General features: G+C 53.1%; 21 protein-coding genes and 1 pseudogene. 7 read left to right on the plus strand and 15 right to left on the minus strand.

What is annotated here, in order from left to right:
• Positions 1 to 34: 34 nt before the first annotated feature.
• The 4 genes and pseudogenes from rpsM to JVX88_RS30420 all read right to left on the minus strand — a co-directional run.
• A pseudogene (rpsM, locus tag JVX88_RS39515) lies at positions 35 to 208 on the minus strand (30S ribosomal protein S13); the annotation flags it as partial.
• A 107-nt stretch (positions 209 to 315) separates the two neighbouring features.
• Positions 316 to 429, minus strand: a complete 114-nt coding sequence (gene rpmJ, locus JVX88_RS30410) for a 50S ribosomal protein L36 (RefSeq protein WP_072009746.1) — start codon at positions 427 to 429, stop codon at positions 316 to 318.
• 228 nt (positions 430 to 657) lie between these two features.
• A complete protein-coding gene (infA, locus tag JVX88_RS30415; RefSeq protein ID WP_036002386.1) occupies positions 658 to 882 on the minus strand; it encodes a translation initiation factor IF-1 in 225 nt (74 codons plus the stop codon).
• A 233-nt stretch (positions 883 to 1,115) separates the two neighbouring features.
• Entirely contained in the window at positions 1,116 to 1,430 is a 315-nt protein-coding gene (locus tag JVX88_RS30420; protein ID WP_211628944.1) for a nucleoside monophosphate kinase, read from the minus strand.
• A gap of 137 nt (positions 1,431 to 1,567) precedes the next feature.
• Between JVX88_RS30420 and JVX88_RS30425 the strand changes: the two genes are divergently transcribed.
• On the plus strand, positions 1,568 to 2,641 hold the full coding sequence (locus tag JVX88_RS30425) for a hypothetical protein (RefSeq protein WP_211622200.1): 1,074 nt from the start codon (positions 1,568 to 1,570) through the stop codon (positions 2,639 to 2,641).
• Here JVX88_RS30425 and JVX88_RS30430 read toward each other — a convergent pair.
• From JVX88_RS30430 to JVX88_RS30440, 3 genes are all read right to left on the minus strand, one after another.
• Positions 2,613 to 3,434, minus strand: a complete 822-nt coding sequence (locus JVX88_RS30430; RefSeq protein ID WP_211622201.1) for an acyltransferase domain-containing protein — start codon at positions 3,432 to 3,434, stop codon at positions 2,613 to 2,615. The two genes, JVX88_RS30425 and JVX88_RS30430, sit on opposite strands and share 29 nt — an antisense overlap.
• Before the next feature lie 164 nt (positions 3,435 to 3,598).
• Positions 3,599 to 4,429, minus strand: a complete 831-nt coding sequence (locus JVX88_RS30435; protein ID WP_317134492.1) for a beta-ketoacyl-ACP synthase III — start codon at positions 4,427 to 4,429, stop codon at positions 3,599 to 3,601.
• The gene (locus JVX88_RS30440; protein ID WP_263975313.1) at positions 4,422 to 5,705 is read right to left on the minus strand and encodes an NAD(P)(+) transhydrogenase (Re/Si-specific) subunit beta; all 1,284 of its coding nucleotides are present in this window, start codon (positions 5,703 to 5,705) and stop codon (positions 4,422 to 4,424) included. Before JVX88_RS30440 ends, JVX88_RS30435 begins: the two co-directional genes overlap by 8 nt.
• 101 nt (positions 5,706 to 5,806) lie before the next feature.
• Between JVX88_RS30440 and JVX88_RS30445 the strand changes: the two genes are divergently transcribed.
• Entirely contained in the window at positions 5,807 to 6,016 is a 210-nt protein-coding gene (locus JVX88_RS30445; protein WP_263975314.1) for a hypothetical protein, read from the plus strand.
• Between the two features lie 1,085 nt (positions 6,017 to 7,101).
• Here the strand turns inward: JVX88_RS30445 and JVX88_RS30455 are convergent.
• The gene (locus JVX88_RS30455) at positions 7,102 to 7,524 is read right to left on the minus strand and encodes a magnesium chelatase domain-containing protein (RefSeq protein ID WP_317134493.1); all 423 of its coding nucleotides are present in this window, start codon (positions 7,522 to 7,524) and stop codon (positions 7,102 to 7,104) included.
• Between the two features lie 493 nt (positions 7,525 to 8,017).
• On the opposite strand from JVX88_RS30455, the gene JVX88_RS30460 reads away from it, so the two are divergent.
• On the plus strand, positions 8,018 to 8,320 hold the full coding sequence (locus tag JVX88_RS30460) for an RNA recognition motif domain-containing protein (protein WP_211622202.1): 303 nt from the start codon (positions 8,018 to 8,020) through the stop codon (positions 8,318 to 8,320).
• A gap of 284 nt (positions 8,321 to 8,604) precedes the next feature.
• Here the strand turns inward: JVX88_RS30460 and JVX88_RS30465 are convergent, their stop codons facing one another.
• The 7 genes from JVX88_RS30465 to JVX88_RS30495 all read right to left on the minus strand — a co-directional run bounded on the left by JVX88_RS30465 (position 8,605) and on the right by JVX88_RS30495 (position 14,303).
• Positions 8,605 to 9,846, minus strand: coding sequence for a lipase family alpha/beta hydrolase (locus JVX88_RS30465; RefSeq protein WP_211622203.1), 1,242 nt, complete (start codon positions 9,844 to 9,846; stop codon positions 8,605 to 8,607).
• Between the two features lie 314 nt (positions 9,847 to 10,160).
• On the minus strand, positions 10,161 to 11,471 hold the full coding sequence (locus tag JVX88_RS30470) for a S9 family peptidase (protein ID WP_317134494.1): 1,311 nt from the start codon (positions 11,469 to 11,471) through the stop codon (positions 10,161 to 10,163).
• Complete coding sequence (locus JVX88_RS30475) at positions 11,434 to 11,718, minus strand: NuoI/complex I 23 kDa subunit family protein (protein WP_263975315.1); 285 nt, start codon at positions 11,716 to 11,718, stop codon at positions 11,434 to 11,436. The genes JVX88_RS30470 and JVX88_RS30475 overlap by 38 nt, the downstream gene beginning before the upstream one ends.
• Positions 11,715 to 12,221, minus strand: coding sequence for a hypothetical protein (locus JVX88_RS30480; protein WP_211622204.1), 507 nt, complete (start codon positions 12,219 to 12,221; stop codon positions 11,715 to 11,717). The genes JVX88_RS30475 and JVX88_RS30480 overlap by 4 nt, the downstream gene beginning before the upstream one ends.
• Complete coding sequence (locus JVX88_RS30485) at positions 12,221 to 12,916, minus strand: complex I subunit 1 family protein (protein ID WP_317134676.1); 696 nt, start codon at positions 12,914 to 12,916, stop codon at positions 12,221 to 12,223. Before JVX88_RS30485 ends, JVX88_RS30480 begins: the two co-directional genes overlap by 1 nt.
• Before the next feature lie 20 nt (positions 12,917 to 12,936).
• Positions 12,937 to 13,770: a PD-(D/E)XK nuclease family protein gene (locus tag JVX88_RS30490; RefSeq protein ID WP_211622205.1), complete on the minus strand. Its 834-nt coding sequence runs from the start codon at positions 13,768 to 13,770 to the stop codon at positions 12,937 to 12,939.
• Positions 13,767 to 14,303 carry a 3'-5' exonuclease gene (locus tag JVX88_RS30495; RefSeq protein WP_211628950.1) on the minus strand — a complete coding sequence of 179 codons (537 nt, stop codon included), beginning with the start codon at positions 14,301 to 14,303 and terminating at the stop codon, positions 13,767 to 13,769. Before JVX88_RS30495 ends, JVX88_RS30490 begins: the two co-directional genes overlap by 4 nt.
• A gap of 25 nt (positions 14,304 to 14,328) precedes the next feature.
• Between JVX88_RS30495 and JVX88_RS30500 the strand changes: the two genes are divergently transcribed.
• The 4 genes from JVX88_RS30500 to JVX88_RS30515 all read left to right on the plus strand — a co-directional run bounded on the left by JVX88_RS30500 (position 14,329) and on the right by JVX88_RS30515 (position 18,484).
• Positions 14,329 to 15,213: an FAD-dependent oxidoreductase gene (locus JVX88_RS30500; RefSeq protein ID WP_211628951.1), complete on the plus strand. Its 885-nt coding sequence runs from the start codon at positions 14,329 to 14,331 to the stop codon at positions 15,211 to 15,213.
• A gap of 362 nt (positions 15,214 to 15,575) precedes the next feature.
• On the plus strand, positions 15,576 to 15,758 hold the full coding sequence (locus JVX88_RS30505; RefSeq protein WP_263975316.1) for a hypothetical protein: 183 nt from the start codon (positions 15,576 to 15,578) through the stop codon (positions 15,756 to 15,758).
• Entirely contained in the window at positions 15,740 to 16,654 is a 915-nt protein-coding gene (locus JVX88_RS30510; RefSeq protein ID WP_317134495.1) for a UDP-glucose/GDP-mannose dehydrogenase family protein, read from the plus strand. The genes JVX88_RS30505 and JVX88_RS30510 overlap by 19 nt, the downstream gene beginning before the upstream one ends.
• Before the next feature lie 171 nt (positions 16,655 to 16,825).
• On the plus strand, positions 16,826 to 18,484 hold the full coding sequence (locus tag JVX88_RS30515; protein ID WP_315875309.1) for an endonuclease V: 1,659 nt from the start codon (positions 16,826 to 16,828) through the stop codon (positions 18,482 to 18,484).
• Positions 18,485 to 18,504 lie beyond the last annotated feature (20 nt).

The raw sequence follows: 18,504 nt of genomic DNA on the forward strand, positions 1-18,504 counted from the left end.
GAAGTAGATTGTTCTGGCGTTGGGGCAGGCCGGCTTCCCGCAGCGCAGCCACTTCGGCGTCGCTTAAATCTTTGACTCGCGTATCAGGATTTACCCTAGTCTTCGCCAAAACTTGCTTCGAGCGGGTTAATCCAATTCCGTAAATGTAGGTGAGACCAATTTCTACACGCTTATCCCGTGGAAGGTCTACTCCAGCTATCCGCGCCACGTTTTATTTCTCTCCGTTTCGCTGCTACAATCTAACGACTTAATACCAGGACTGAAATTCTCAGCCAACGCTCAGCATCTCATATCCACCTGCGCGACCAAGGAAAACTACCCTTGACGCTGCTTATGCTTCGGGTTGGAGCAAATCACCATGACCCGACCCTTGCGCCGAATCACCCGACATTTTTCGCACATTCTTCGTACAGATGCTCGGACCTTCATGTCCCCAACCTATGACTACAAACTTAATATATTAGCAAACTGCAATTAATCTGTCAATATTAAAGCAATGACTAATAAAACAGGTAAAAAATGGAATCTGTTCACTCGGTTATCGTTTAGATAAGCTAGACAGCCATTGTGTAGATGCCTATGCAGGCGTGACTAGCAACCGAATTAGTTGACTCAAAGCTAGAGCAAATCACTAGCGCAACTGTCCTATTAACTTACCTATTTCTTGCGTAAACGGTAAGTAATTCTGCCTTTAGTTAAGTCATAAGGCGTCAGTTCCACCTTGACTCGATCACCGGGCAGGATCTTGATATAGTTACGACGGATTTTGCCAGAAATATGGGCTAGGACATTAAACCCGTTATCTAAATCGACACGGAACATGGCATTCGGCAGTGAATCAGTCACAGTGCCTTCCATTTCAATCAAATCTTGCTTAGACAATTTGCTCTCCTCAACTAATCAACAAAAAATGAACTTATTAAAGTAGCTGGGCTGACAGCCGTTGGATTGAATTGCTGACTCGGCTAAATTAAACCCACGCAGTCATCCTAGACCCAAGCCATAGAATTTCATTTCTAGCCTAACAAATGTTTAAGAAAGTTGGTTTTTCGCAGTGATCTCGATCAACTCACCCCAAAGTATGCTTGTTCTCACCTTCCCAGGGATGAACCGAATCAAGCCTTAGGGCGAAGGATTTGGCCCAGCTTTTGATTCACCTGGTCAATGGTTTGATCGCCGTCAATTGAAACCAACTGCTGGCGCTCACGGTAGAAATCAATTAGAGGGGCTGTCTGCTGGCGATACACCTCTAAACGATGCCGAATCACTTCTTCGGTATCATCCTTACGGCCTCGGCCCAAGAGACGCGCCACCAGGATCTCGTCGGGTACTTCAAAGTTCACCACATAATCGCAATTTTGATGAATTTGCGAGAGCAACTGATCTAAGAAGGTTGCCTGAGTGATGGTGCGGGGAAACCCATCCAGAATCCAGCCACAGGCTGCATCGGATTGACTTAGCTCTTCGTGCGGGGAGGTGGGTCAATCCGGGTTCGCTCAACGGGATCGACCCCAAACTTCAGATTCGGTTCTTCCAGCACTACCGCAAGGAACTCGAGCCGCTCGGCGTGTTCGTCGGCGCCGGCATCGATGAAGCGGTCGTGCGCCGCATCATGTGCGGCGAGGTTGCCGGCCTCTCAGCGGAGTTGGTGGACCGCATTGGCGTCATCGATGAGATGTCGACTGGCGGCAACCACCAATTGCTTCTGGACGAGGCGAAACGCCTCGGGCTCGACGTCGGGCCGTCCCCGAGCACCTCCGACCTCGTGGTCCACCTGCTGCTGGATGGGACCGAGTCCCTTGAGCGCATCTACGCCGAGCGCCTGCCCATCGCACGTCGCCTCTTCCGCAGCCATTTCGCGCTGACGGCGGACCCACCACCGATTTCCGGTGTCGCCGACCATGTTCTGAAGGGGTACGAGGACGGACTGGAGAAGGATTTCGTCGGCCGCCGTCGCGGATCGGGCGTGCGTGTGTTCCATTTCCCCACGCCGACAGGGTTCCGACAAATGATCCGCCGCGCCGACTTGGCCCACCGCGACGTGTCAGTTGATCCGGTGACCGGCGGCCGCCAGCACATCATCTTCCACCCGGAACGATTCGATGTCCTGATCTATGAGCAAGGCCAGGGTGAGATGCAGGTCAACGCCAAGCATGACGCCGATGTCCGCGCTTACCTCGAGCATGTCGGTCACCACCTTTTCAGCCAGTCGCAACTATTCCTGGCAGAGGGGCTTCCTGCAAAGTACACGCTCAAGCCCATCCTTGAAAAGGGTGAGGCGTGCCTGCGCTGCGATGACGTGCCGGAGATCGAGGCGGTCTGGTTGCGGGGCCTTGACTGGTCGCACTCCAAGGGCGTTGACCTCGTCGAACGCCCGCGTTCGAAAAGCGACCTCTTCCGGGCGATGACCGACTCCGGCCGCGGTATCCCTCGCGGCGTGAAGCTCATGAGCGCCACGTTCAACGTGCTGTTTAGGACGGGACGGGAAGGGCAGCTCCGGATCGTGCTGCCCAACAACGCCGTGTACTCGCGAGAGAGCGACAGCGAGGTCATCCTCCGTTGGCTCGGCTTGCGCGGCTTCCTCCAGGACCGCAGGAAGGCGACCGATGGGCTCACTCGCGCACTTGTGGCAGCGTCTTGAGACCGCGCCTGCGGATGCCGCGCCCCACACGGAGTGGCGTGCCCTGTGCGGAGACGACTTCGGCAGCATCGAAGGGCTGCTCGAGGCCAACGGTCGCCGTGCTTCGGTGGTCACGTCGCCACGACTGAATGCGCCCGACATGCGCGTGGTGGTCCACAAGAACGGGACAGTGGCGGCTGTGTGCGATCATGGTGTCACGCCTAGGCGAGAGGTCGCGCCCGAGGAGTACACACTTCTCCATCTCTCGCCCATTCACGGCCCGCTTGGCTTTGACATTGGCGAGAATCGCATCCACGGCTTCGATAGAGCCAGAGATCACCACCTGACCGGCGTTGTTGTCATTAGCCAGCACCACATCCGGGGTTTGGGCAATTTGCTGCTCCAACTGCTCGCGGTCGAATCCTAGCAAAGCAGCCATGACGCCTTCGGAAGCGGCATCCATCAGCTCGGCCCGTCGCTTGACTAGGCGCAATCCCGACTCGAAGTCAAATACACCGGCCACGTAAAGGGCTACATATTCGCCCAGGCTATGGCCTGCCACCAAATCCGGCTGCTCGCCGCGGTCCCGCATCAAGTCGGCCAAAATGCTTTCGATCACGTAAAGGCAGGGCTGGGTGTAAAGCGTTCTCGAAACTTTATCGTCCAGGTTTTGACAGATTTCCGGCACCGACCAGCCCAGAATTTGCTCGGCTTGCTGGAACTTGGCTTGCGCAGCGGGAAGATTGTACAAATCCGCTCCCATCCCAATCGCCTGCGAACCTTGTCCTGGAAAAACCCATGCTGTTTTTGTCATGAATCCATTCACTCCTAACGTTTCACCCTGTGTGTTGATCTTGCGTCTGTGTTGATTTTGCGTCTGTTATCGGTTGAAGGCATCAGCCTTTCGGTCCTATCTAGAACACTCGTCAAAGCTTTGGAGTTCCAAAACCAAGCGGTTTTCGAATAGGTAACTAGCGCCTAGCCCCACTTAAAAATGGCTGCGCCCCAGGTCAAACCCGCACCGAAACCGGCTGCCGCAATCACATCACCGGGTTTTACGTGACCTGCACGCACCACCTCATCCAGCGCCAAGGGAATCGACGCCGCTGAGGTATTTCCATATTTTCCCATGTTACTGATCACTTTATGAGCAGGAATACCTAGTCTTTCTGCCACGGCATCCAAAATTCGTTGATTGGCCTGATGCAGCAGCAGCCAGTCTATTTGCTCAACCGTAAGCTGGGAGCGAAATAGCGCCTTTTCGATCACCTCTGGGACTTTCTTCACGGCAAACCGATACACCTCCTGTCCGTTCATCTGAATCGGTTGGAATGTACCTTGCCCGACGCGAATGCCATCTACCAGTTCCCGTGGCTGAGGCTGAAAGGCGAGCGTCAGACATTCGTTGCGAGTGCCGTCGCTGCGGATCTCAAAGCCTAAAAACCGATCCGACTCAGCCGCCTGCATCACCATCGCGCCAGCCCCATCGCCAAACAGCACACAAGTGCGGCGATCGGTCCAATCCACCCAGCGAGACAGCACATCTGCGCCAACCAAGAGGATGTTTTGGTAGGTGCCGGTCCGGATAAACTGGGAGGCTGTCACCATGGCAAAGATGAAGCCAGAACAGGCGGCGGTCAGGTCAAAGGCGGCGGCTTTTGTAGCCCCCAGTTCGGCTTGGATCTGGCTGGCGCTGCCAAACCCCGAAATAGTCGAGGAGCATCTTGAAAAGGGAAGGGTTGTCGAGAGATTGGCGTTAATTGATCTATCAGAGCCACCTATGTAATCGGGAATTATCGATTCAACCACGCATTGCAGTCAGTATCTCATCGACCACTTTCTTCGCATCGCCGAAGAGCATCAGTGTGTTGTCTTTATAAAACAGCGGATTATCGACTCCGGCATAGCCCGAGGCCATCGAGCGTTTCATCACGACGGTATTGCGGGCTTCCCAAACGTGCAAAACAGGCATTCCGGCTATGGGAGAATTCGGGTCGTCGAGTGCTGAAGGATTAACAATATCGTTCGCCCCGATCACCCAAGAGATGTCCGTGCCGGCAAACTCATCGTTGATCTCCTCCATCTCGAAGACGATGTCGTATGGGATGTTCGCCTCGGCGAGCAGGACGTTCATATGGCCGGGCAGGCGTCCGGCGACCGGATGTATGGCGAACTTAACTTCCGTTCCGCCTTCTTTCAGAATTTTCACGACCTCAGCAAGCGAGTGCTGGGCCTGTGCGACGGCTAGGCCGTAACCCGGTACGATGATTACCTTCTTCGCTTGTTTCAGCATGTCTGCGGTGCTGGCGGCGTCGATGGAGCGCACTTCACCTGCGGGCTGGCTGTCAGCCGAAGCGGTAGAGCCGCCCTCGGTGCCGAATCCGCCGAGCATCACGCTGATAAACGAACGGTTCATACCGCGGCACATTATGTAGCTTAGGATCGCACCGCTCGAACCTACGAGTGCACCTGTAATGATGAGTAGATCGTTCGACAGCATAAAGCCGGCCGCGGCCGCAGCCCATCCTGAATAGCTGTTGAGCATCGAAACGACAACGGGCATATCTGCACCGCCGATCGCCATTATGAAATGAATGCCGAGAATGCCCGTCAGGATCGTCGCGACAAGCAGCGGCCACTGACCGCTCTGCACGTCGGGCGAAATGAAAAATGCCACACCAAGCCCGATCGTGATCAGCAGCATTATGATATTTATCATGTGCCGGGCAGGCAGCATCAGAGGCTTTCCGCTGATCGATCCTTTCAGTTTTAGGAATGCAATAACTGAACCGGTAAAGGTTATCGAACCGATACAAACGCCGATAAATATCTCGATGAGAAGAATGCCCGGGTCTTCGACCGCTTTACCCGCTGCAAATTTATCGAGATAGGTTCCGAATCCGACCAGGACCGCCGCTAATCCTACGAAACTGTGCAATATCGCGACCAGCTCCGGCATCGAGGTCATCTGAACACGCGAGGCGACCATTGCACCGATCAATGCACCGGCGATAAGCACGCCGCCCAAGACCGGCCAGCCGCTCGGGTCCATCGCAGCCGCCGTAGCCGCAAGCGCGATCAGCATTCCGATGATGCCGTACCAGTTCCCGCGACGCGCGGTCTCCTGCTTCGCAAATTTTCCAATCCTTTCCCGATGCGCTTGGCATCTTTATCCTGCCCCCTTCAATGATGGAGCTAGAGCAGCGCTTGCGTCATCGGGCTTCCGAGTCGGAAGAAGCAATTCTGCGTCGGCTGGAGCGGGCCAAAACCGAAGTGGGTGCAGCCAATGAATTTGACATCCGTGTCATCAACGACGATCTGGAGCTGGCGCTGGATCAGATTGAGGCGGTGCTGTTTGCCCCTAAGGAACCGCTGCCGGAAACAGTAGCCGTTTAGCCACGATCTAATTAGGGCCGCTGTTTCGCAGAATAGCCAAATGAACTAGTTTGCGCCTTGCAGTTACCCTTGCAGGTAATACAGCCCCAACTCCTGAATCAAGCAGAAGATATCAATTCCAGGTTGAGCATGCCAGCTCAACCACAGGGGCACAGAGAGTTAAGCGAGAGAATTAGGAGAAGCTGCCGCAGTCGGAGGGGCAGCTGTAGGGCAAAGACCCGGCAGGCAAAAAGAAATTCTGTAGAAAAGCCGCTTCTGGAGCGCAATCAGGCAAGATTGTAGCTATGTCTGTAGCCATATCTAGACAGATGAAATCAGTCTGGATGCAGCGATAGATTATGTCCCTAGATAGGCAGAAAGCAAGGTAATTCACCGACTAGAATCAGGTATTTCCCATTGAAATCGAGTGGGGCTGGAGATATGCAGGGTTTAACGGCAGCTTCGACAATTCATCCCGAACAGTTAGAGCAGTTTCAGCAGCTTCAAGGGCAGCTTCGCGATCGCTGGCAGTCAATTGAACACAGCGACCAAGGCGACTGGGATATTCTGGTGATTCCGTCCCTGAGTCTAGATCAGCAAGAGCTGCAAAAAATTACCGGCGTCCACTACTACGAAGAGCGGCTGCTGTTTTCCCTGATTCGGCTGCGCAACCCCCGCACACGGCTGATTTACGTCACCTCACAGCCGATCCATCCCAGCGTGATCGACTATTATCTACAATTGCTGCCCGGTGTACCCTTTTCCCATGCCCGCGAACGGCTGCTGCTGCTCTGTACCTACGATACATCTCACAAACCGCTAACGCAGAAAATTCTGGAGCGTCCTCGTTTAATGGCGCGGTTACGGCAAGCCATCCGTCAGGACCGAGCCTACATGACCTGTTTCAACTCCACTGGGCTGGAACGCGAGCTGGCGATTCAACTTGGTATCCCCCTGCTGGGCGTCAATCCCGATTTGCTCTATTGGGGTACCAAAAGCGGCAGTCGGCAAATTTTTGCGGAAGCAGACATTCCCTGTCCGGATGGCAGCGAGCTGATGTGGACCGTAGAGGATTTGGCCGCCGCCGCTTCAGACCTCTGGGAACGTCAACCCCAACTCCAGCGAATTGTCGTCAAGCTGAACGAGGGATTTTCAGGCGGCGGTAATGCCCTGCTTGATTTGCGTCCACTGCCGTCTAGAGAAACCTCCCCCAATAGCAGCGTATCGTCCAACAGGGTAGGACTCACCTGTTCGGAAGCTGCTAGAATCCCGATACTAATTGGTAAATCGAAGCTAGGGCCTTCTTTGCGCAAATCTGCTGGCGTCAGATTGATCACAATCTTGCGCATTGGGACGACATAACCTGCATTCTTCAACGCTGCTTTGACCCGCTCTCGCGATTCCTGCACCTCGGTTCCGGGCAAACCCACCACCACAATCCCTGGTAGTCCACCCGCAATGTCCACTTCTACCCCAACTTTGACCGCATCAATTCCAACAACCGATGCACTCCAAATTCTGGCAAGCATAGCATTCCGCTCGATTTCTGCTGTTGGTAGAGTGCCCGCCCTGATCTGGTGGTTAACACCGGAAATGCAGAGATAGAACCCCAATCGCAAGCTAGATAGCTCACAGATATGCTTGAAGTACTGCCTCGGTAGATAGCCTCAGGAGTCTAACCCTGCGTCAACTTGAATGTATATCTTTAATTTGTTTTCTGCCTGCGCCTAGTTGAACCCGAAAATCAAGCTCGAGATTGGAGACCAATGACTAGACCAACAGCTAGACCGATAGGCAGAAAATGGCCTACCCCGCTGCATCTCAAGATGAACTATCAAACTATCAACAATTTTCTGCCGCTGTTGATGAAAGGTGTTAGAATAGCGAATGAGAAGTTAAGTTATTCGGTTGCAGCGTTTGTTTCTAGCATTAGCGTCTTTTTCACGTTTTGTATTGGCAGGCTCCTCTCCGAAATCTCATCTCTCTACACCCTTTGATCTTTGATTTTGGAGAGTATCCACAATGTCAATTTATATTGGTAACCTGTCCTATGAGGTTACAGAATCTGATCTGAATTCTGTTTTTGCAGAATACGGTTCCGTTAGGCGTGTTCAGCTTCCGGTTGATCGGGAAACTGGGCGTGTTCGTGGCTTTGGTTTCGTCGAAATGAGTAGCGACACTGAAGAGCAGGCTGCTATTGATGCGCTGGACGGTGCAGAATGGATGGGCCGTGACCTGAAGGTCAATAAAGCCAAGCCTCGTGAGAACAGAGCCGGTTCTTCATTTGGTGGTCAGCACCGGGGCAATTTTTCTCGCAGCTATTAATCAACTATTAATTTAGTGACGTGCTAACTTTGCTTGTCTTTGGCTACACGCTGTGTTGGCCGCGCCAACGCTAATGGCAGATAATAGCAAAGTTTAGTTGAAGTTTAGCTTTATCCAGACTTGGGCACTTTGGCCTAAGTCTTTTTTTTCGATGCCGTTTGAGGTTGCCCAATATACTTCATCATTCACTGAGAGCGCTATCGGCTTGAGCACTGTAAGCATTGAGGAACGCCATCAGGTCTTTGATAGTCAGCAGAGCCGATTCGTCCCAGCAATCGCTGATATCAACGCCTAAGCGAACGCTTCGTTACAACACTATCACCTTCCGAGTATATCAGGGGCTTGATCATCTCAGCTGTTATGCGTTTGCCGTCCGGAGCGGTGAACGCAGAGGCATTGAACTGGGTTACCCACCTATCTTTCTTCTCGATGCGTCGCAACAAGAAGCCATTCTGCGTTTCCTTGCAGTCTCCGCCGATCAAATAGAAACTTACCGGTACATTCGGGTTTGTATTCGCATTAATAGCGTCCTGAAAACGTTTCGCCCTTTTCAAAACAGCCGTGAAGAAAGGCAATGCGTTGTTTTGCTCAGCGGGAGTGAAGTTCTTTGCGAAGCTCTTTCCGTTCCATATATCCCATCCGTATTCCTGCCATGTTCGCGGTTCGAATATATCAAGCGGTATCTGCTTCAACTCTTCATTGAAAACAAGAAGGCTCCCTTCGTGCGGCAAAAGCTGGTAAGCGGACGGTATCGTGAAGACATCTACATTGCTTATATCCCGAACGAACGGAAGGTTGATACCGCCTCCGATATATGAATAGCCCTCTAGTAATGCTTTCAGTGCGGAAACCGAACCTTCGTTCGGTGTTCCTAACAAGAATATCTTGTCGAAATAAACGGCCCCGGCCCAGCTAGGCTTCAGTGTTCCGCCCGGGATATCCGAATCCCCATACATTGCGGCATACCTGGATACGAGTCCACCCATCGAATGGGCGATAATGTTGAATTTCTGAGCAGGTTTACCAAGACGCCTTCTAAGTTCTTCAACCTGTCGCACAAGCAAACGGGCCGTTTCAACATTGTCGCGACGCCAGTCGTAAGGAAACACAAAGAACGTATCCTGATGGTCTCCAGGTCCGGCTTCCGAGAATTTGACCTCTCTGTAGCCGCCCCGATTCTTCAACCCCGCGATCAGACGCTCATAGATCTCGACCTCAGGAATAAAGCGCACTATTCTGACCGAGCGGATAATATCGCGAGCCTCAAGGTCGTCATCGACCTGCCAGAAATTCGGTGATATCGGGAGACGAATATCGTTATCTTTCGAACGGGAACGGGTGAACCAAACTTGTTTGCCGGTCTTCTTGTCGTAAAGTTCCGATCCCGTTATCCCCGGAATAACTATTATCGGCGTCTTCCCGGTAACACTTGGCGGTGAGGCGGATTCCTGGGCAATTGAAATAGTACAAAAAAGCAGAATGAGCGCGAGCCCACGCCAAACGTTCATTGAAAAATAAGAGGTCATTCGTTAATAGGATGCACGATCGGCCATCTCGGCGCGAAAAGATCGAAAGTATTGCCTTGATTATAGCTTAAACGGCGGACTGCCGGTCAATTATTCGGGTCTCGGAATCGGAAACCATAAGGTAAGTCGTGCCACGCCACGTTATCGTCCTTGAAAAAAGGGCTACAATACAGTTCATCAAGAAAAGCGGCGGAGCGTTCAATTAGCCTTACAGAAGTCAAGCAATATTCTGACTTCTGACTTCTGTATTCCCAGTTACTCATGGGCCTAGATCTAACTTAACCCTAATGGGTACTGCCCCTAGAAAAATCGGCTTAGGCGGGTAGGTTTTCGATCAGCAGCGGTTCGATGGTGTCTGCTAGCTGAAAGCCAAATACTCGCGCATAGAAATACAGTTCACCATCGAGGGCGCGTTTGATATTTTCGGCTTTACGGAAACCATGCTGTTCTCCGGTAAACAAGACATAGGCGACCGGCAATCCCTTTTGACGCAGTATCTCGACCATCATCTCGGCTTGATTGGGCGGCACAATTTTGTCTTCATCGCCCTGGAAAAAGATTAGCGGGCAGTTGAGTTGATCGGCATGGTGAATCGGTGAGCGCTGTTGATAAATCGGCAGTTCTTCTGGATATTGACCAATTAGGCCATCCAGATATCTGGATTCAAATTTGTGCGTATCCCGCGCCAGAGCTTCTAAATCACTAACGCCATAGTAGCTCGCGCCCGCTCGAAATACATCTCGAAACGTGAGCGCTGCTAATGTGGTGTATCCGCCTGCGCTGCCGCCATCAATGCAGAGCCGATTGCTGTCTACTAATCCTTGTTCTACCAGATACTTAGCGCCATTCACGCAATCATCAATGTCAACAATGCCCCACTGTTTCTTCAGGCGTTCGCGATAGGCACGTCCGTAGCCGGTACTGCCGCCGTAGTTCACATCTAAAACCGCAATCCCGCGACTGGTCCAGTACTGAATGCTGGGGTTAAAGTTGGCTGAAGTTGCTGCGGTGGGACCACCGTGGCTCTTAACTAACAACGGAGGACGTTCGTCGGCTGGCGCGATGTAATCCTGGTTCTTGGGTGCGTAGTAGAAGGCATAGGCCGTCAGGCCATTTTCAGTCGGAAACTCGATCGGTTCTGGGACGGAAATATAGCCACTGTCGATTTCTAGACTGCTGGAGCGCCGCAACTCTTGCGTTTCTCCGGGCTGCAAATCAAAGCGAACAATGGCACTGGGGCGAGTTGTCGAACCGCCAATGAACACCGCATATCCAGGGGCAACCTTTAAGCCGCCAATGGCCGAATAGGGTGTTGCAATTTCGCTCAGTTGCAGCGTCTTGGTATGAAGCCGAGCCAAATGCTGGACGCCATTTTCTACATAGGTGCAGATCAAACTCTCTGCCGACTCAAAGCCGTAGGTGGTCATGTCGAACACCCACTGAGGTAAGCCAAACTCGGCTGCTTTGGGGCAAACTGGCTCAATTTCAGACTGGGATGGACTCCAGCGATACAGATTCCACCAGTTGGTACGGTCGCTGACAAAGTACAGCACGCCATCGGGTGACCATTCTGGCTGAAAGACTGATTCAGTGGGGCCGCCAGCAATTTTGGCGGCACTGCCCAAGTTCCGCCTCGATCGTGATCGCCTGCGCCGGGCATACCGCCTCGCACAGCTTGCACGCGATGCACCGCTCCTCGCCGTTGGGATAACGGCGCAGCGCGTGCTCGCCGCGAAAGCGCGGGGAAAGCGGGTTCTTCTCGAACGGATAGTTGATCGTCGCCTTGGGCTTGAAGAAATACTTCAGCGTGAGGGCATGGGCCTTCACGATCTCCCACAGGGTGAACGATTTGATCAGATGGGCGACGTTCATTTGGTTGCAACTTCGGAGGTTTCGGCTTCCGTCAGGGGAAATTGGGGCTTTTCATTGACCTCGCATAGTCCGATTGCCCTGACCGTTGCATAGGGTCCGCCAACGCGAACAACGATTGCCTTCAGCCCAGCGATGTCGGTGCGCTCCACGTCTAGCTCGATATTATCCCGCTCATTGAATCCGCGGATTTTTCCAAATCCGGGGCTGTAGTAGCTGTCGAGAGTGTAACCCTTTAGAAGGTCCGCGCTGTCTCCGATAAGCCGAAGGGTCGCAGGCGTCTGCTTGACGCGAAGATCGGGATCGCTTTCGTTCTCGTCGATGTAACCCCGAGCGCCAGTTTGTTCGAACTGTAACCGCGCCGCTTCGCTATTTGTCAGCGTTAGGCGACAGTCGAAGTCGTATTGCGGATAGGTTCGTTCCTCGACCGTAGGTGGTCCGACACGCAGGCCAATCCCAACATCTTCGGGGATTGGCTGAAGTAAGGAAGCGAGAATGAGCAGCATCACGAATACCTCGTCAGCATCAGCCAGCCGCTCACCAGCACCACGAAGATCAGGCTCATGGGCAGGAACACCTTCCAGCCGAGCCGCATGAGCTGGTCGTAGCGGTAGCGCGGGACGGTCGCCATGACCCAGCTGAACAGGAAGAAGAAGAACAGGATCTTGCCGAACAGCCACACGATGCCCGGCACGGCGTAGAGCGGCTCCCAGTCGATCGGGGGCAGCCAGCCGCCGAAGAACAGCCGCGCGTGGAGCGTGCACATCAGCAGGATGTTGGCATATTCCCCCAGCCAGAACAGCGCGAAGCTCATGCTCGAATATTCGGTCTGGTATCCGGCGACCAGCTCGCTTTCCGCTTCGGTCAGGTCGAACGGCACGCGCTGCGTTTCGGCGAGGCAGGAGATGAAGAACACCACCCACATCGGGAACAGCAGCAGATTGAAGACATAGCCGTTGACCACGCCCAGCCCGTGCCCGCGCTGCGCCTCGACGATTTCAGAAAGGTTGAACGTGCCCGCCCACAGCACAACGCAGACCAGGATGAATCCGATCGACACCTCGTAGGAGATCATCTGCGCCGCAGCACGCATGGCGGAGAAGAACGGGTATTTCGAGTTCGACGCCCACCCGCTCATCACGATGCCGTAAACCGACAGCGAGCTGATCGCGAGGATGTAGAGCCCATAGATCTCTTTGATTGTCTTCCAGGCTTGACGCCCTACTCGATTGCCGTCACGACTCCTACGACCGTTCTCTCCGCGACCTCTTCGTCGCTTCCGAAGTCAGCGTAGTACCGGCGAAAATCGATTCCAGTGCGGGCGTTAGTCTTCACCACAAAATTGCGATACGCTCCGCACGAAAATCTCGCGTCGCAGTTTCGACAGACACGCGTTCCGAACTTCTCGCGACTTCTTGCGGTTTCATCAACCAGCACCTCTACCGCAGGTGGACGAAAACTCTTTCCTTCAATCGAGTCAACAATTCGCCCAAAATCAGCAATCACTTCATCGACCTTCGATTGATCCATCGGGATCGGGATCAGCGGTTCCCACTCATCCATCTGTCTTTGCATCGCGGCTTCGTTGCCGGCCCGACGCGCATCGAGAAGCTTGTTCGGAAACGCTGTGGCGATGATCGCGGTCTCGTCTAACTCCTGCTGGCGAAGGTTCTGCCAGATGTGCGCGTAGACGTTGAGTTGGTTTTCGTAGAGTTCGATATTCTGCCTCACGTAATCAGCCTCGTGGGTCTTGATGTCGTACATCACGGTCCGGTCGTTGTCGCGTACGATATCGACGATCCCCTCAATCGTGTATTCGCGTCCGTCGTTGGTCTGCTGCCCGGGCAGTGTGAGACGAACTTCAGTATCAGTAACGTTCTCGGCAACGTCGCGGAGCTTTCGGTAATACGCCTTGACCTGTTCAAGTGCCATCTCCTTTACGTCCGGCGTAAGTGCATGGCCGCCGTCCATCCGCATCCGAATATAGTTCTCTTCGAACGTCTCTTCGATCCATTTATCCATCTCAGCGAGATTCTGACGTTCTTCTTCTGTCATGCGACGGCCTCCTTTCGTTTATTGATGAGAAAGTGGTGCAAGTCCTCAAGTGTCTGGTGAACAAGCGAGCCGAAGAACATCGTCTGCGAACGCGAAGGAACGAAACCGTACCGCCGAAAGAACATATATTGCCGCGGGCACTTCTGATAGAGAAGATAGTCGGCCGTATACGAATAATTGCGCGGGATCTCGTTATTGCCAACTTCGGCTTCTGGTAGTGACGAAACATCGAAATTGGAGATTCGAGTCGGGTTGAACTCTTCGAGCATCGACTTGAATGCGGGATCGGTGGAGATGCCACGCCCTCGAGGATTGCCGAGCACGAGCAGATTCTCGGCTCGCGAAAGTGCAACGTAGAACATCCGCATTATGTCGAAGCGGCTGATGCGGTCAAGCGGTTCACCTTCGTTGCCAAGAAGCCCGCGCATGATACGTTCCATCGGCTGCGGTCCGAAATCCTTCTTGGCGAGACTCGGAATCACAACGACCGGAAACTCGAGACCTTTCGATTGATGAATAGTCAGAAACGGAATGCGACCTCGCGGAAACGGATCGTAGCTGGCTCAGGCGTTTCAGCGACTTGGGTCTGAGGTGATCTTGTTCCACAAAAGCGGCCATTTGCTGGATAAAGAAGATGCGGACGCGGCTGAGATCGTGCAGCAGTCGTTTTTGCAGGAAGGAATTCGGCTAGTCTTGAACGCCCAACTCCAGCGGGTGGAAAAAACCGAGTCCGGCAAAGTGATTCACTTTAGCTCTGACGGTAAGCCCGATTCGATTGCGGTGGATCAAATCCTAGTCGGCACTGGACGTGCTGCCAACGTGGAGGGGCTGAACCTGGAAGCGGCAGGCGTAGCCTACGATGCCAAAGGCGTCAAGGTGAATGATTATCTGCAAACCAGCAATCCCAAAATATTTGCTGCGGGAGATATCTGCATGAACTGGAAGTTCACCCATGCCGCCGATGCCGCTGCTCGTATCGTGATCAAGAATGCGTTGTTTGCACCGTTTGGACTCGGCAAATCGAAACTTAGCAGTCTGGTGATGCCCTGGGTCACCTACACTGATCCCGAAGTGGCCCACGTCGGCATGTATGAGTCGGAGGCTCGTAAGCAGGGAATTGCCATCAAAACCATTCACATTCCGTTCAGCCAAGTCGATCGGGCCATTGCCGACGGTGAGGAAACGGGATTTCTGAAAATTCTGCATCGCGAGGGCAGCGACAAAATCCTCGGCGCGACGATTGTAGCCCGCCATGCCGGGGAAATGATCAGCGAGGTGACTACGGCGATTGTGAATCAGATTGGATTGAGTCAGCTCTCGACCGTGATTCATCCCTACCCGACCCAGGCAGAAGCAATTAAAAAGGCAGCAGATGCCTACCGTCGGACCCTGCTGACGCCGCGTAGTCAGTTTCTGCTGGGCATCTTGGCCAAACTTTCCTAGGAGCAACCGGCTTTGGGTAGTTTTAACTGCAAAATTTGCATGAACCGACACTGGCAAACAATTCCAGACCGAGCCAAGTTTGTAGACTCAAGTTTGTAGACTACTTCCTAGAGTGATCGAAATTCCTGTAATGCTACCTTCTGGTCCACTGCTTAATTTCTCTGCTCAGTCAATTCACCCGATCGGACTAGCCGATTTAGGGAGGGCACAGCTGTTGTACCTTGTCAGAATAGGCAAGAAGCCTGATACTGTAGCCACAGCTCTCCGTTTTTCTCCGCCAAACCGGCTGGAAGCCCCAATTCCTGCTGGTTTCGCTCTACCCGGATTGACTGCTGCAAACTGTTCGCTCAAGGTCAAGGTTCATGTCTTCCATTGCGCGTAGAAATTTGTTCGAAGACATTCCCCGCTTCTTGGTGGCTCAGGCTGGCATCATGTTTGCGGTGAGTCTGGTCACGATTCAAACGGGTGTTTTGAGTGGCTTCATTCGCTCAGTCGGGACGCTAGTTGACCACGCCAATGCCGATATTTGGGTGGCGAATCTGTAGTCAGCAACCCCGAGTTTCTGCGCGAAGGCTGCGCCGTTTACGACACCTTCAATCCAGATCGGATCGTGTTGGGCAGCAACAGCCAGCGGGCCATTGCCATGATGCGGGAGTTGTATGCCCCGATTATCTCTCGCGAAATGGCAGAAGATAAGTCATTACCCACTGTGCCGGTGGTGGTGACGGACCTCAGCTCGGCAGAAATGGTCAAGTATGCTTCCAATGCCTTCCTCGCCACCAAGATTAGCTTCATCAACGAAATTGCCAATATCTGCGACCGGGTTGGGGCAGATGTTACCCAGGTTGCCAAGGGCATTGGTCTGGACTCCCGGATTGGCAGCAAGTTTTTGCAAGCTGGCATTGGCTGGGGCGGTTCTTGTTTCCCCAAAGATGTGTCAGCGCTGATTCACACGGCAGATGATTACGGTTATGAAGCGCAGTTGCTCAAGGCCGCAGTGACCGTGAACCATCGTCAGCGCCTGATTGCGCTAGAGAAATTGCAGCAAGTGCTGAAAATCCTCAAAGGCAAAACCGTTGGGCTGCTGGGCCTTACCTTCAAGCCCGACACCGACGATATGCGCGATGCGCCCGCTTTGGATCTAATCGAACAGCTCCATCGCCTGGGTACCAAAATCAAAGCCTTTGACCCGTTAGTATCACAGAGCGGTATGCGTCATGGCTTGTCTAACGTGATTGTCGAAACTGACGCTGAGCGCTTGGCCGATGGTTGCGATGCCCTGGTGCTGGTGACCGACTGGAAGCAATTCCGCTCACTCGACTACGCCAAGATGGCAAAACTGATGAATAACCCAGTCATGATCGATGGCCGCAATTTCCTCGATCAAGAGATGTTAGAGGCAGCTGGTTTCCGGTATGTCGGTATCGGACGCTGTAGCTAAAGCTAGTCCTGAGTTTTGAGTGGTCCCAAACTTCCCAAATGGTTAGGTTGAATAACTTAACTCAAAACTACGCGCTCTGCGCAGGCTAGCCACCAAAACTTAAAACTCAAAACTTCTAACTTAAAGCTCTCCTCTCACGCATTGAAAGCAGGTAAGGTAACAACAAACGCCTTGCCTGTTTTTGTTATGGAAATTCAGCATCAGCATGATTGGAACCTAACGCCGGAGGCAGCCGTGGCCTTACAGCAGTCGCTGCGGCAAGAAATCATCACGGTTGATCAGTTTGACGAGGTGCAGACTGTGGCTGGGGTAGATGTGGGATTCGAGGATGCCGGTGAAACCACTCGCGCGGCGGTTGCGGTTTTGAGTTTTCCCCAGTTGCAGGTGATTGAACAAGCGGTAGCTCGCCGTCCGACTAGCTTTCCTTATGTGCCAGGCTTACTGTCGTTTCGGGAGGTACCTGCGGTACTAGAGGCGTTAGAGAAGCTGAAGCAACTGCCGGATTTACTGCTATGCGATGGACAGGCCTCCTGGAAAATCGCCCACAAGCCGCGTCTGTTTTACTTTCTGATGCTGGTAATGTACAGCGCTCAGATTGGCGTTTTTGTGGCTCAAGATCTGCTGCTGTTCTTCTTGATGTGGGAACTGGAGCTAGTACCGGTTTACCTGCTGATTGCAACTTGGGGCGGACAGCGACGGCTCTATGCAGCAACTAAGTTTATTCTCTATACCGCGATTGCTTCGATCTTTATCCTGGTAGCAGCGCTGGCAATGGCTTTTTATGGTGATACGGTAACGTTCGATATGCAGGCCCTGGGACTGAAGCAGTACTCGGTTGGCTTTGAGATCGCCATGTATGCTGCGTTCCTGATTGCCTTTGGCGTCAAGCTGCCGATCTTCCCGCTCCATACCTGGTTGCCCGATGCCCACAGCGAAGCTCCGGCACCCGTTTCAATGATTTTGGCCGGCGTGCTTCTGAAGATGGCCGGTTATGCCCTGATCCGCATCAATATCGAAATGCTGCCTAACGCGCATGCCTACTTTGCGCCAGTGCTAGCCGTGCTGGGTGCAGTCGGGATCATCTACGCCTCTCTGACTGCTTTTGCTCAGGTGAATCTGAAGCGACGGTTGGCCTATTCTTCGATTGCCCACATGGGCTTTGTGCTGATTGGGGTAGCTTCTTTCACAGATTTGGGCCTCAGCGGTGCCGTGCTGCAAATGGTGTCGCATGGCTTGATAGCTGCCAGCCTGTTCTTCTTGTCGGGTGTGGCCTATGAGCGGACCCACACGCTAATGATGAACCAAATGGGTGGAATGGCAAAACAAATGCCAACCTTATTTGCTTTGTTTACTGCCGGAGCAATGGCCTCGCTAGCCCTGCCAGGAATGAGTGGGTTTGTGGGTGAACTGTCGGTTTTCCTCGGTTTTGCCACCAGCGATGCCTACAGTACACCCTTCAAAGTCGTAATTGTGACTCTGGCGGCAGTAGGTGTGATTCTGTCTCCGATTTATCTGCTGTCGATGTTGCGGACGATGTTTTATGGGGCTGAGCAGGGAGAGCTAGTCAACGTTAGCCTCACGGATGCTAAGCCACGGGAAGCCTTCATTGCCCTTTGCTTACTCGTTCCCATCATTGGAATTGGCATTTACCCCAAGCTAGCGACCCAAACCTATGATGTGAAAACTGTTGAAGTGGCTCAGCAAGCCCGTCAAGTGTTGCCTCTGATTGCTGAGCAACCCGTGCATCTGAGCAACCCGCTTAACCCTCACCTCAGTACTTCGGCTATTCTGGGAGCCGAGGCCAAAGAGTTGGTGCAGGTGTTTAAGTAATGCTGAACCACTGTTGAATC

The sequence above is a fragment of the Leptolyngbya sp. 7M genome, assembly GCF_018128485.1.